The organism is Curtobacterium guangdongense (genome assembly GCF_049341845.1).
Classification (GTDB): Bacteria; Actinomycetota; Actinomycetes; order Actinomycetales; family Microbacteriaceae; genus Curtobacterium; species Curtobacterium guangdongense.
Window position 1 is genome coordinate 402,287 of the sequence record NZ_JBMPIT010000003.1, and the last position, 12,940, is coordinate 415,226.

The 12,940-nt window shown below is 71.1% G+C and carries 12 protein-coding genes; 10 read left to right on the plus strand and 2 right to left on the minus strand.

What is annotated here, in order from left to right; translation table 11 throughout:
- Window positions 1–83 precede the first annotated feature (83 nt).
- The 4 genes from ACO0E1_RS06505 to ACO0E1_RS06520 all read left to right on the plus strand — a co-directional run bounded on the left by ACO0E1_RS06505 (window position 84) and on the right by ACO0E1_RS06520 (window position 3,284).
- Window positions 84–641, plus strand: a complete 558-nt coding sequence (locus tag ACO0E1_RS06505) for an NADPH-dependent FMN reductase (protein ID WP_402727903.1) — start codon at window positions 84–86, stop codon at window positions 639–641.
- 277 nt (window positions 642–918) lie between these two features.
- Window positions 919–1,440, plus strand: a complete 522-nt coding sequence (locus tag ACO0E1_RS06510) for a MarR family winged helix-turn-helix transcriptional regulator (protein WP_422873444.1) — start codon at window positions 919–921, stop codon at window positions 1,438–1,440.
- 131 nt (window positions 1,441–1,571) lie between these two features.
- Complete coding sequence (locus ACO0E1_RS06515) at window positions 1,572–2,078, plus strand: Dps family protein (RefSeq protein WP_281266669.1); 507 nt, start codon at window positions 1,572–1,574, stop codon at window positions 2,076–2,078.
- A gap of 12 nt (window positions 2,079–2,090) precedes the next feature.
- A complete protein-coding gene (locus ACO0E1_RS06520; protein ID WP_422873445.1) occupies window positions 2,091–3,284 on the plus strand; it encodes an NAD(P)/FAD-dependent oxidoreductase in 1,194 nt (397 codons plus the stop codon).
- Between the two features lie 87 nt (window positions 3,285–3,371).
- Here ACO0E1_RS06520 and ACO0E1_RS06525 read toward each other — a convergent pair whose 3' ends face one another.
- Complete coding sequence (locus ACO0E1_RS06525) at window positions 3,372–4,454, minus strand: alpha/beta fold hydrolase (protein ID WP_422873446.1); 1,083 nt, start codon at window positions 4,452–4,454, stop codon at window positions 3,372–3,374.
- A gap of 119 nt (window positions 4,455–4,573) precedes the next feature.
- Between ACO0E1_RS06525 and ACO0E1_RS06530 the strand changes: the two genes are divergently transcribed.
- Window positions 4,574–6,286, plus strand: coding sequence for an alkaline phosphatase family protein (locus ACO0E1_RS06530; protein WP_422873447.1), 1,713 nt, complete (start codon window positions 4,574–4,576; stop codon window positions 6,284–6,286).
- Between the two features lie 3 nt (window positions 6,287–6,289).
- On the opposite strand, the gene ACO0E1_RS06535 is transcribed toward ACO0E1_RS06530, so the two are convergent.
- Entirely contained in the window at window positions 6,290–7,147 is an 858-nt protein-coding gene (locus ACO0E1_RS06535) for a DUF1206 domain-containing protein (protein WP_422873448.1), read from the minus strand.
- A gap of 102 nt (window positions 7,148–7,249) precedes the next feature.
- Here ACO0E1_RS06535 and ACO0E1_RS06540 point away from each other — a divergent pair, with 102 nt between their 5' ends.
- From ACO0E1_RS06540 to ACO0E1_RS06560, 5 genes are all read left to right on the plus strand, one after another.
- Entirely contained in the window at window positions 7,250–8,641 is a 1,392-nt protein-coding gene (locus ACO0E1_RS06540; protein ID WP_422873449.1) for a sensor histidine kinase, read from the plus strand.
- A gap of 5 nt (window positions 8,642–8,646) precedes the next feature.
- Window positions 8,647–9,276 carry a response regulator gene (locus ACO0E1_RS06545; protein WP_422873450.1) on the plus strand — a complete coding sequence of 210 codons (630 nt, stop codon included), beginning with the start codon at window positions 8,647–8,649 and terminating at the stop codon, window positions 9,274–9,276.
- An 88-nt stretch (window positions 9,277–9,364) separates the two neighbouring features.
- Entirely contained in the window at window positions 9,365–10,228 is an 864-nt protein-coding gene (locus ACO0E1_RS06550; RefSeq protein WP_422873451.1) for a hypothetical protein, read from the plus strand.
- A 142-nt stretch (window positions 10,229–10,370) separates the two neighbouring features.
- Window positions 10,371–12,188, plus strand: a complete 1,818-nt coding sequence (locus ACO0E1_RS06555) for a glycoside hydrolase family 15 protein (protein WP_422873452.1) — start codon at window positions 10,371–10,373, stop codon at window positions 12,186–12,188.
- Between the two features lie 10 nt (window positions 12,189–12,198).
- The gene (locus tag ACO0E1_RS06560) at window positions 12,199–12,795 is read left to right on the plus strand and encodes a DnaJ family domain-containing protein (protein ID WP_422873453.1); all 597 of its coding nucleotides are present in this window, start codon (window positions 12,199–12,201) and stop codon (window positions 12,793–12,795) included.
- Window positions 12,796–12,940: the final 145 nt, after the last annotated feature.

Consider the following 12,940-nt stretch of genomic DNA (forward strand, 5'->3'; position numbering starts at 1 on the left):
ACGCACAGTTCGGGAATAGCACTGCGTGCGAACGTATTGGTTGTCACTGACACCTTTCCGTCTCAGAACCAGTAAGGACCTCCATGACGAACGTCGTCGTCCTCGTCGGCAGCCTCCGCGCCGACTCCATCAACCGCAAGCTCGCCGAAGCAGCGATCCACCACGCACCGGAGGGCATCACCCCCACCGTGTACGAGGGCATCGTCGACCTGCCGTTCTACAACGAGGACATCGACGGGGACACCCCGCCCGCTTCCGCCGTCGCCTTCCGCAAGGCCCTCGCGGACGCCGACGGCGTGCTGCTCGTGACGCCCGAGTACAACGGCACGCTGCCCGCGGTGCTGAAGAACGCGATCGACTGGGCATCGCGTCCGTTCGGCGCTTCCCCCATCTCCGGCAAGCCCGTGGCGGTCATCGGTTCCGCCTTCGGCCAGTACGGCGGCGTCTGGGCGCACGACGACGCCCGCAAGGCCGCCGGCATCGCCGGAGCCAAGGTCCTCGAGGACGTCAAGGTCGCGATCCCGCAGTCGGTCGTCCGCTTCGCGGAGACCCACCCGCGCGAGGACGACGAGGTCACGCAGCTCGTCCAGGGCGCGCTGACCGCGCTCGCCGAGGCGACCGCGGAGCCCGCCGCCGCGTAGGCACCGCACCCCGAAGGGGCCCGCCGCCGCGTGGGTCGTTTCGCGCGTAGAAAGTCGAACCGCGCGTAGGAGGTCGGATTTTCCGACTTCCTACGCGCGTTTCGGCTCCCTACGCGCGATTCGGCCCGCTCCGCACGATCGGCCCGCTCCGCACGATCGGGACGGGACCGCGCACCGGACGGGAGGCTCGTGGCGGATCCGCCACGAGCCTCCCGTCCGTTCCGGGGTACGGAAGCCGCTAGACCGTCTAGCAACGAGACGGGTTACCCTGAACCCCATGTCCACGCAGGAGATCACGGAAGCATCCGGATACTGGTTCCCGGATGACGACGCGACCCAACGCGGCGTCGCGGTCCTCAACGCCCTGCGTCGCTACCGGGCCGCCGAGACCGCGATGCGACGGCGCACCCGTGACTCGATGGGCATGGGCGAGACCGACCTGCTCGCCGTCCGCTACCTGCTGCAGGCGCAGCGGTCAGGCCGGCAGGTCAGCCCCAAGGACCTCGCCGCCTACCTGAAGATCTCCTCCGCGTCGACGACGATCCTCATCGACCGCCTGGTGCGGAGCAACCACGTCCGGCGCGAGCCGCACCCCACCGATCGACGAGCGCTCGTGATCACCCCCACGACCGAGACCGACGACGAGGTCCGCGCGACGCTCGGCGTGATGCACCGTCGGATGATGTCCATCGCCGAGGGCCTGCCGCCCGCAGATGCCCGTGTCGTCGCGGTGTTCCTCGAGCAGATGCGCGACGCCGTCGACCAGATCGACCCCGCCGCGACGACCCCAGCGCACTGACCGGGGCGTCCGTCCTGTCCGCTGTGCGCGGCGGGGGGACACGACCCTGCCCGTGCTCTGTGAAGCGACTCCGACGCAGCGCGTAGACCGGAGTGGTCACCAACCGCGCACACCTGCTGAAGGAGCCGCTCATGCACGCATCCGAAAAGATGGCCGCCAACCTGCAGGCCGTCCTCGTCGACCTCATCGACCTGCACGTCCAGGGCAAGCAGGCCCACTGGAACATCCTCGGCACGAACTTCCGCGACCTGCACCTGCAGCTCGACGAGATCGTCGACGCCGCACGCGAGTTCGCCGACGACACCGCCGAGCGCATGCGTGCGCTCTACGCCGTGCCGGACGGCCGCTCGAGCACCGTCGCGGCGACGAGCCACCTCGACCAGTTCCCCGAGGGCGAGATCACCACGCACGACGCGATCGACCAGGTCACGCTGCGCCTCTACCAGGCCACCGGGACCATGCGCGACGTGCACGACGAGGTCGACGACGAGGACCCGACGACCGCGGACCTGCTGCACGGCTTCATCGAGCGCCTCGAGCAGCTCGCGTGGATGGTCAGCGCCGAGAACCGCGCGCCGAGCACCCCGCTCGCGAGCGCGACGACGCCCGCGGTCGCCGACGCCTCGGCCCACGCGTAGAGCGGAGCGCCGATGACCGACTACCGCTACCTCATCGTCGGCGGCGGGATGGTCGCCGACTCCGCCGCCAGGGGGATCCGTGAGATCGACCAGGACGGCTCGATCGGGATCATCAGCGAGGAGGCCGACCGTCCGTACGCCCGCCCCGCCCTGTCGAAGAAGCTCTGGACCGATCCGGACTTCAGCTGGGACGACAAGGTCGACCTGCACACGGAGGAGACGGGCGCTGAGTTCGTGCTCGGGACCGTGGTGACGTCGATCGACCGCGACGGCAAGACCGTGACGACGGCCGACGGCGGCACGTTCGGGTACCAGCAGCTGCTCATCGCGACCGGTGGACACCCCCGCGGGCTCCCCGGGCTCGAGCCGTCCGACCGCGTGCTCGACTACCGCAGTGCCGCCGACTACCGGAAGCTCCGCGGGTTCGCCGACGCCGGGGCGCACGTGGTCGTCGTCGGCGGCGGGTACATCGGCACCGAGATCGCGTCGGGCGTCGTGCAGAACGGCGCCCGCGTCACGCTCGTCGACCCGGACGAGGTCGTCGGCGGGAACATGTTCCCCGACGGGCTCGCCGCCGCGTTCCAGCAACGGTTCGTGGACCACGGCGTGGAACTCCGGCTCGGCCGACGTGTCGCATCCGGCGTCGAACACGACGGTGGCGTGACGCTCACCCTCGACGACGGCTCGGTCATCGAGGCCGATGCGGTCGTCGCCGGTCTCGGCATCGAGCCGGCCACCGAGCTCGCCGCAGCAGCCGGTCTCACCGTGAACGACGGCATCGTGGTGTCCTCGACGCTCGTCACGGACGACCCTGCGGTGTTCGCCGCCGGCGACGTGGCCGAGTACCCGGACCGGATCCTCGGCACCCGCCGCGTCGAGCACGTCGACAACGCGCAGCAGCAGGGGCGACAGGCGGGGCGGAACCTCGCCGATGCCGACGAGACCTACGACCACACGCCGATGTTCTACTCCGACGTCTTCGACGTCGGGTACGAGGCCGTCGGTCAGGTCACGACGTCCCTCCGGACCGTCGAGGACTGGCAGGAGCCGAACACCACCGGCGTCGTCTACTACCTCGACGACGACGAGCTGGTCCGCGGCGTCCTGCTCTGGAACGTCTGGGACAAGACCGACGAGGCCCGCAAGGTGATCGCGGAGGCGCACGCGCTCACGCCCGACATGCTGCCGGGCCGCATCACACCCTGACAGCGCGTCTGGGCGCACTGAACGCGACCGACGGGAGGCCCGTCACCGATCTCGAGACCGGTGACGGGCCTCCCGTCGGTCGCCTTCCTAGCCGGCCTTGCGTCGGCCGTGCTCGTCCAGTTCCGGGGCAGCCGCGTCGACGACCGCTGCGCGGTCCTCCGGCGCCACCGGCGCATCGTCCTCGTCCGCCATCGCGACCGCGTGTGCCGACTTGCCGGCCTCGAGGACCTCGTCGTCGCCCTTCGCCATCCCGAGCAGCTCCAGGAACCGCGCCTTCACGACGAGCCACGCATCGCCCGGGCTGAGCCGGGCCAGGTCCGACGCGGTGGAGTCGTCCCGGACGCGCTGCAACGAGGACACCCCGCGGTCGGGCAGGTCCCCGCGGACGTGGGACACGGCCAGCGCCGCGACGGCGTCGGCCTGCGCGTGCATCACCGAGTGCGCGCCGTCGACGACCTCGCGGAGGACGGCGTACGGGAACACCCTGGCCAGTCGGCGGATCCAGTCACGCGGCACGAGGGCGTCGTGCTCGCCGCGGACGATGAGCGTGCGCGCCTGCACCTGCGGGGCACGGTCCTCGATCCGGAACGCGACCATCTTCGGCAGCACCTTCCGGAACCAGTGCCAGCCGCAGAGCGCGTACGCGGTCACCGCGTGCCAGCGGACCGCCGCCGGTTCGTGTACGGCGGACCGCAGGAAGCGGACCGCGGACTCGCTGATGGTCCTGGCGTTCGAGTCCATCACCGGGCTGATGAGGACCAGGTCGCTGATCTTCGGACGGCGCGCGGCGACCTCGGTGACGATCTGCGTGCCCATCGAGTGGCCGACGAGGACCGGGTCCTCGAGCCCGAGTTCGTCGAGGACGCGCTCGACGGCGTCGGCGTACCGCTCGATCGACACCGCACCACGGAACTTCGGGACGCCGGCGAACCCGGGCAGGTCGAGGGCGTGCACGGGTCCGAACTCGTTGAGGTTCGGGGCGAGCCGTTCATAGTAGGTCGACGCGATGCCGAGGCCGGCGACGAGCACGAAGGGGCGGACCCCGGTGTCGCCGATGGAGCTGACGCGGACGTTCGTGCCGTCGACCTCGATCCGGTCGACCTTCACCACGACGTCGGCGTTCTCCGCGTGCTCCAGCTGGTCGGCGTGGCGCGGGGTCTCGTCGTTCACTGGTCTCTCCTCGTCGGGTCGGGCAGTCGCCCAGGCTACCCCGGCGGTCCCCCGTCCGCGGGACATCGTGTCTGAGGATGCTCGTTGCTCGCGTGCGCGCGGTGCGGCACACTGCCCTCATGTCGGCAGACGAGCAGCACTCACGCCGGGCGTTCCTCCGCCGCGCCGGGATCGGTGCCGCCGGCGCCGCCGTCGGCGCGGGCGCGGTCGGTGCGGCGGCGGCCTACGACCGGCGCACGCAGGACGAGCGGTACGGGTTCACCCCGCTGCCGGAACGTCGTGAACCCGGCTTCGACCACGTCGTGGTCCTGATGTTCGAGAACCGCAGCTTCGACCACGTGCTCGGCCGGTTGTACACCGACGACGAGCTCGGCGAGGGGCAGTCGTTCGAAGGGCTGCAGTCCGGGCTGTACGCGAACACCGCCCCCGACGGCACCGTCGTCCCCGCACACGTCTACGAGGGATCGACCGACGACGTCATGTCGCAGCCGGACCCCGACCCGGGCGAGTTCTACCCGCACGTCAACACGCAGTGGTTCGGCGTGGTCGACCCGGCGTCGAACGAGCGCCCAGAGCAGCACGGGTACGCGGCACCGTACAACGCACCGTCGGACACGAGCGCGCCGCCGATGTCGGGCTTCGTCCACGACTACGTCGTCAACTACCGCATCGAACGGGGCAGGGAGCCCACGGTCGCCGAGTACTCGCGCGTGATGGGCGGCTTCTCCCCCGAGATGCTGCCGGTGTTCTCGACGCTCGCGAAGTCCTTCGCGGTGTACGACCACTGGCACTGCGCGGTCCCCTCCCAGACGTTCTGCAACCGGTCGTTCTTCCACGCCAGCACCTCGCACGGATTCGTCACGAACACCCGGGAAGGCGGTCCGCAGAAGTGGCTCGACGCCCCGGACGTGCCGACGATCTTCAACCGGCTCGAGGACGCGGGGAAGACCTGGCGCGTGTACTTCGACGCCGAGCAGGTCGTCTCCCTGACCGGGTTCCTGCACGCGCCGTCGATCGAGCGGTACTGGAAGACGAACTTCCGCAGCATGGAGCAGTTCCACGCGGACGCGGCGAACGGCGACCTGCCCGACTACGCGTTCGTCGAGCCCCGGATGGTGTTCGACCACAACGACATGCACCCGCCGCAGAACCGGCCGAAGGTCGTCGAGGTGCCGGGCGAGGAGCCGTACGACAGCGCGATGTCCGACGTCCGGGCCGCGGAGGCCCTGCTCGCCGAGGTCTACGGCGCGGTCCGCGGCGGCCGTTCGACGCGGGGCTCCAACGCGGTCAACACCGCACTCGTCGTGACGTTCGACGAGCACGGCGGCATCTACGACCACGTGCCACCGCCGGGGGCCGTCCCGCCCTCGGGGAAGCCGGCCCCCGGCGAGATGGGGTTCACCTTCGACCGGCTCGGTGGTCGCGTACCGACGTTCGTCGTGTCCGCGTACACGGAGCCGGGCACGATCGTGAACGACCCGATGCACCACGCCGCGATCGTGCACACGCTGACGCAGCAGCACGGACTCGAGCCGGTCACGCACCGGGACGCCGGGGCCCGCGGCATCCAGAACGTCCTAAACCGGAAGGTCCCCCGGCAGCCGCAGCTCTGGCCGGACGTCGCGAAGCCGTACGTCCCGCGGAACCCGGAGCGTTCGCGGACGGGACCCGGCGACCGGGAGCGCCGACGGCCGTTGACCGCGCCGGGCAAGGGGTTGCTCGGGCTGCTACTGGCGAAGTACGAGCCGGACGCGCCGGAGCCGCAGACGTTCGGCGACGCCTACGACGTGCTGACGAAGCACGGCATGGGCTTGTTCGGCGACCGCGACTGACGATCAGAGCTTCGCGTACTTCGCGCGGAAGAAGCTGTAGACGCCGAACGCCAGGAACCCGATCCCGATCGCGATCAGCACGAACACCCCGCCGGGCATCCGGTGCAGGGCGTCGAAGGCCCCGTCGAGCCCGGTCGCCTGGTCCGGGTCGCTCCGGAAGGCGGCGACAGCGACGAGCACGCCGACGATGACGACCGCGACGCCCTTCGCGACGTAGCCGACCACGGCGACGACGGTCAGGGGCCGCTCGACCGACTTCGGCGGGGTGACGAGCTGCTTCCGGTACGAGCGGCGGATGCCGATGACGACGAGGCCGATCCCGATCGCGATGGCGATCGCGGCGACGAGCAGCAGCAGGAACACCCCGCCCGGTGTCGCCAACGCCTGCGCGGCGGCGCTCTTCGTCGACCCGGACGAGCTCTTGCCGGCACCGAGCGCGTACGACCCGGCCGAGTACCCGATGACGCCGTAGACGACGGCCTTGCCGATGTTCTTCGCCCGGTTCAGCCAGGCCCGGGTGCTGTCGGTCCGGCCGCCGATGACCGCTTCGAGCACGAGGCGCAGGCACAGCGCCGCGGTGCCGACGGCGACGATCCAGAGCAGCACGACGCCCCCGGGGACCGCGGCGATCTGCGCCAGTGCTCCCGACTGGTCGGTCTCGCCGGACTGCGATCCCTGCGAGCCGCTCCCGGCCGCGGCGTCACCGATCCCGAGCAGGATCGCCAGGTACCCGATGAGCAGGTGCACGACACCGCTGCCGACGAACCCGCCGCGCGCCAGCAGCTCGAACCAGCGGCTGTCGGCGGCGCGTCTCGCCTGTCGTCCGGTCTCACGGGCAGCCTGTTCGGCGGTGTCACTCATGCCCACGACACTGCCCGTCGGCGCTGGACGTGTCCGGCACACGAGCGGACGCGTCGCCGCGTCGTCGTCGGCGTACGACATGCGACGACTAGCGTGGCCGGCGTGCAGAGACGACGGGTGTCGAGCAACGCGGCGTCGACCGCCGACGGCCCGGTCGTGGTCGTCCGCGCCGATCCAGGCCGTCGGCCGCGTCGCGCTGCTGTCCCGTGGCGACGTGTCCTGACCGGCGTCGTCGTCGCCGCGGTGGTCGGCGGGCTCCTCGTCGCGACGGCGGGGACCCTGGTCTCGCAGCGGATCGCCGAGTGGCTCGCGGTGCGCAACGCGACCACGGACACCGCGACGCTCGCTCGCGCGGTCATCGAACCGGCACTGGACGACGCGATCGCCGACGAGACGGTGGACGCCGCCGATCGGACGGCCGCGCGGGACCGGCTGGCCACCGCGGTGGACCACGCGCTCCCCGGTGACACGGCGGTGCGCGTGAAGGTCTGGGACCGGGACGGCACGATCCTCTGGTCGGACGAGCCGCGGTTGGTCGGCGAGCGCTTCACGCTGTCGGGCGACGACCTCGACGCGCTGCTCACCGACGAGTCGGACGCCGAGGTGTCCGACCTCGACGAGCCCGAGAACCGCTACGAACGCGGCGGTGGACCGTTGCTGGAGGCCTACCAGGCGGTGCACACCCCGTCGGGCCGTCCGCTGCTGTTCGAGGTCTACTACCGCTACGACGACGTCCTGGCGAGCGCCGCCCGCCTCCGATCAGCCTTCGCGGGACTCGCGTTCGGCACGGTCGGTGTCGTGCTCGGCCTGCTCGTGCCGGTGATGCTCTGGCTGCTCGTCCGGATCCGGGACGGCCAGCGCGAACGGGAGCGGTTGCTCGTCCGTGCGCTCGACGCCCAGACCGAGGAACGGCGACGGGTCGCCGCGGAACTGCACGACGGCGCCGTGCAGGACGTCGCCGGTCTGGCCATGTCCCTCGGAGCGGCCGGGGACCCCGCTCTCCGCGAGGCCGCCGGCACCCTGCGAGGCGCCGTGTCGTCGCTGCGCTCCTCGCTCTCCGCGATCCGACCGGCAGCGCCGGAGCAGGACGGCCTCGGCAGGGCGCTCGACGATGCCTGCGCCCGAGCCAGGAGCGTCGGGCTCGAGACCGTCCTCCGCGTACCGGATCCGGTCACGGCGAGCCCGGCCGCGCTGCACACGGTCGTGCGGTTCGTGCGCGAGGCCGTCGCGAACACGGTGGTGCACGCCCGGGCGACGACGGTCAGGGTGACGATCACGACGACCCCCGTCGAGTTGGTCGTCGCGGTCTCGGACGACGGCGTCGGGTTCGAGGCGGACGAGGTCCTCGCGCAGCAGCGGGACGGCCACCTCGGCACCACGCTCCTGCGGCAGCACGCGATCGACGTCGGCGGATCGCTGACCCTCCGGACCGCTCCGGATGCCGGCACGACATGGGAGCTCCGCGTCCCGACGGACACCGAGGCGATCGCATGAGGGTCATGGTCGTCGACGACCACGCGCTCGTCCGCAGCGGTCTCCGCGCAGTCCTCGGCACGACGGACGACTGCACGGTCGTCGGCGAGGCTGGAACGGGCGAGGAGGCGCTCGACGTCGCCGCCGAGGTCACGCCGGACGTCGTCGTGATGGACCTGTCGATGCCGGGCATCGGCGGGGTCGCCGCGACCGCGGAACTCCGCGCGCGGTTCCCGGGGCTCCGGGTGCTCGTGCTGACGACCTTCGCCGACGACGACCGCGTGCGCGCTGCGCTGTCGGCGGGTGCGACGGGGTACCTGCTGAAGGACGCGGCCCCCGACGACGTCGTGCGAGCGGTCCGTGCGGCAGCGCGCGACGAGGTGCCGATCGATCCGCGGGTGGCCCGCTCGCTCCTCCCGCGCATGCGCGACGCCGACATGCGCGATCCGCGCTCGAGCGCCTCGGGCCCCGACATCCCGCCACGAGAACGCGACGTCCTCGTCCTCGTGGCCCGTGGCATGTCGAACAAGCAGATCGGGACGGCCCTCGGCATCGCGGAACGCACCGTCAAGGCCCACCTCGGCAACGTGTTCCGACGGATCGGCGTCACCGACCGGACGAGCGCCGCGCTCTGGGCCCGCGACCACGGGTACTAGCCCGAAGGTCCGATGGCGCCGCGGAGAGACGCACCGCAGGATCGACAGCGCGGGCGACGGTCGCCCGCACGGCCCCCTGGAGGTCCCCATGTCCACCGCACCCACCCGTCGTGTCGCCGGCATCGCCGCCGCCGTCGCAGCGGTCACGATCGCGGCCGTCGCCCTGGTGGGCGTCGCGCCCGCCAGCGCGTCCGGCAAGACGTCGACCGGCGGCGACTACGCCGTCACGATCAACGGCACCACCACGAACCCGGCGAGCGGCAAGGACTTCAAGGCGAAGGACCTCGCGGTCTCCGGCACGATCAAGGTCCGCGGGATCCACAACGGGTTCGACATCCGCGTCGCCGACCTCGGCGTGTACGACTACACGCTCACCGGCGCCCCGGACACGCAGCGCATGGTGACGAAGCCGACCGTGGTGTTCGCCTCGAAGATCCCATCGCTGACCCCGGCGCAGCTGTCCGGCACGAAGCTGTCCCAGCTCGAGGTGCGCGACGACACCCTCACCGCGATCTTCGCCACGGGTGCCGGGAAGTTCAAGATCCAGGCGAAGGACGGCGCACAGGGCGGCATCTTCCAGATGGAGACCGAGTTCGCCGGCCCCGTCACCTTCACGCACACGCTCGGCGACGGCCTGTTCTACTTCACGAACCCGTACACCGGCAAGGTCAACTTCGGTGACGGCACCCCGGCCGTCACCTCGGGCTCGGGCTCGCACCAGATGCTCCTCGGCAAGGACTCGCCGCAGGTCGCGACGAAGACCTCGCAGACCGCGACGACGACCACGTGGACGGTCCAGCCCGGTGGTCGCCTCGGTGGTGTCCTCGGCGAGGACGCGGTCGAACTGAGCGCCGGTGCGACGAACTGCACCAGCCAGTGCCAGGCACAGAACCAGATCCGCGGATCGCTGCCGGTCCCGCCGGACCCGGTGGACCCGACCCCGCTCGGCTGAGCGGTCACGTCCCGTCGCGAGGTAAGGACTGGAGGCTCGGTGCCAGCTGGCACCGAGCCTCCAGTCCGTCCGCATGGCCGCAGGGCGCAGCCGGGGTACGACCGGAACGGCTCGCCCCAGGCACCGCGGGCACCATGGGTGCATGTCGCAACGCACCCGAGACACCCCCGACGTCGACCGGACCGCGGAGCGGACCGACGGGTACGCCCCGCTCCGGTCCTACGCGGCGATCGGGGACGGCCGCACCGTGGCACTCATCGCCCGGGACGGACGGATCGACTGGCTGCCGATCCCGTCGATGGACTCGCCGCCCGTGTTCGCGAGCATCCTCGACGCCGAGGACGGCGGCCACGTGGCGCTCCGGCCGGTGGACCACGACGCACGGGTCGACCGCGAGTACATCCCCGGGACGAACGTCCTGGTCACGACGTGGACGACGGACACCGGACGCTGCACCGTCACGGATGCGATGGTCACCGGTGTGGCGGGACGCCTGCCGTGGGCCGAGATCGGGCGCTGCGTGCAGGGCGTCGAGGGGACGGTGGAGCTCGAGTGGGCCGTGGTCCCCGGCACGCTGCTGCACACCGCGGAACCGAAGCGCCTGGACACCGTCAACGGCTCGGTGATCGGCGTCGACGGCGTGACGATCGCGATCGTCGAGAAGGGGTTCGACCCGGTGCACGAGGACGGCCCCCGCTTCTCCGGTCGGTTCAGCACCACGGAGGGCTCGAAGCACATCCTGACGATCGTCGGGACCCTCGACGAACCGATCTTCCTGCCGGAACCCGAGCTCACCATGCAGGGCATCGACCGGACCATCGAGAACTGGGCAACCTGGTCGAGGGAGTTCAACTACGACGGCCCGTGGGCGGACGCCGTGCAGCGGAGCGCCCTCGCGCTGAAGCTCCTGATCTTCTCCCCGACCGGAGCGATCGCCGCTGCGCCGACGACGAGCCTCCCCGAGGATCGGACCGGCGGGAAGAACTGGGACTACCGGTTCGCCTGGGTCCGCGACCTGTCCTACACCGTGCACGCGCTGGACCGCTTCGGGCTGCGGGAGGAGACGCACGCCGCGGTGTCGTGGGTGATGCGCACGATCGCGAAGCACGACGACGGCATGCCGATCTTCTACACGCTCGAGGGCGAGGTCAGCGACGAGGTCGAGGAGCGCGACGTCCCGGGGTGGAACGGCATCGGACCGGTGACCGAGGGCAACCGGGCGTCTGGCCAGATGCAGCTCGGCGTCTGGGGCGACGTCTTCGAGATCATGCGGCAGTACGTCCGGCAGGGCAACGTCCTCGACCGCAAGACCGCTGCGGTGCTCGAGGGCCTCGCCGACGACGCGTGCAAGCAGTGGGAGAAGCCGGACGCCGGCATGTGGGAACTCGAGGACACCCAGCACTACACGACGAGCAAGATCGGGTGCTGGCAGGCGCTCGACGCGGCCATCGAACTGCACGAGAAGGGGCAGATCGGCGGCAACAGGGACATCTGGGAGAAGAACCGTGGGCTCATCGCGGACTGGGTCGCCGAGCACGGGTGGAACGAGGAACTCGGCCACTACGTGATGCACCCGGACACCGACGCCCTCGACGCCTCGATCCTCATCCACGCGATGTCGGGCTTCGACCGCGGTCCCCGGATGGCCGCGACGATCGACGCGATCCAGGAGCAACTGCAGCACGGCCCGCTCGTGTACCGGTACTCCGGGCTGGAGGACGAGGAGTCCCCGTTCGTCGCGTGCTCGTTCTGGCTCGCCGCGGCGCTCGCGTGCACCGGCCGGGTCGACGACGCGACAGCGCTCATGGACGAGATGGTCGACCAGGCGAACGACGTCGGGCTGTTCAGCGAGATGCTCAGCGCGGTGGACGGCGACTTCATGGGCAACCTGCCGCAGGGTCTGTCCCACCTCGCGCTCATCCAGGCGGCCTTGACGATCGAGGAGCTGTCGGGCGCATGATGGTCTGACGATGAACGACGTCGACGCACGGATGGACCGGCTCAGGAGGGCCGCTCGCTACCGCTACCAGCAGCTCGTGGAGAGCGAGATCGAACGCGGCTCCCTCGACCCGGACGAGGTGCGAGAGGAACGTCGGCTGCTCAAGGCCGCCGACGTCGCGGCGCACGCGAGGGCCCAGATCGAGGAGGCCGAGCGCCGCGGGGTGTTCGAGGGCAACCCGTACCACGGCAAACCCCTGCCGGGGAACGACGGGCAGCACGACCCGGACTGGTGGATCAAGTCGAAGATCGAACGCGAGGACATCCGCGGCATCGCTCCACCCGCGTTGGCACTCCGCACCGAGGACGCCGAGCTCGACGATGCCCTCGACGCACTCTCGGTCGAGTCGGACGTGCGCGATGTCCTGGTCGACTTCAACGCCCGCGTGAAGGAGGCCCGGCGCCAGCTCCTCGGCGGCCCACCGGTCGTGACGCCGCTCCGGGACGTGGACGCCGAGATCTCCGCCTGGCGATCCCGACGGGAGGCCCGTCTCGCGTCCGCAGCGCAGGCTGCGGAACAGCTGCGGCTCGAGTCCCGGCCACGGCGCTGGTGGCGCCGGCGCGGCTGAGCCGACCGGCGCCTCCCGTCCGGCTGCCTGCTGAACCGCGGAAGGGACACAGCACCTCGCGGGTGCGAGGTGCTGTGTCCGTTGTGTGGTGCGGTGCGCTTCTGGCGCGGGGTGTTACTTGATCTTGGCGGTGATGGTGGCGGTG

Excerpts from the sequence above, each read along its gene's own strand:
- ACO0E1_RS06505 (WP_402727903.1), top strand. The coding sequence starts at position 84 with ATGACGAACGTCGTCGTCCTCGTCGGCAGCCTCCGCGCCGACTCCATC.
- ACO0E1_RS06510 (WP_422873444.1), top strand. The coding sequence starts at position 919 with ATGTCCACGCAGGAGATCACGGAAGCATCCGGATACTGGTTCCCGGAT.
- ACO0E1_RS06515 (WP_281266669.1), top strand. The coding sequence starts at position 1,572 with ATGCACGCATCCGAAAAGATGGCCGCCAACCTGCAGGCCGTCCTCGTC.
- ACO0E1_RS06520 (WP_422873445.1), top strand. The coding sequence starts at position 2,091 with ATGACCGACTACCGCTACCTCATCGTCGGCGGCGGGATGGTCGCCGAC.
- ACO0E1_RS06530 (WP_422873447.1), top strand. The coding sequence starts at position 4,574 with ATGTCGGCAGACGAGCAGCACTCACGCCGGGCGTTCCTCCGCCGCGCC.
- ACO0E1_RS06535 (WP_422873448.1), bottom strand. The coding sequence starts at position 7,147 with ATGAGTGACACCGCCGAACAGGCTGCCCGTGAGACCGGACGACAGGCG.
- ACO0E1_RS06545 (WP_422873450.1), top strand. The coding sequence starts at position 8,647 with ATGGTCGTCGACGACCACGCGCTCGTCCGCAGCGGTCTCCGCGCAGTC.
- ACO0E1_RS06550 (WP_422873451.1), top strand. The coding sequence starts at position 9,365 with ATGTCCACCGCACCCACCCGTCGTGTCGCCGGCATCGCCGCCGCCGTC.
- ACO0E1_RS06555 (WP_422873452.1), top strand. The coding sequence starts at position 10,371 with ATGTCGCAACGCACCCGAGACACCCCCGACGTCGACCGGACCGCGGAG.
- ACO0E1_RS06560 (WP_422873453.1), top strand. The coding sequence starts at position 12,199 with ATGAACGACGTCGACGCACGGATGGACCGGCTCAGGAGGGCCGCTCGC.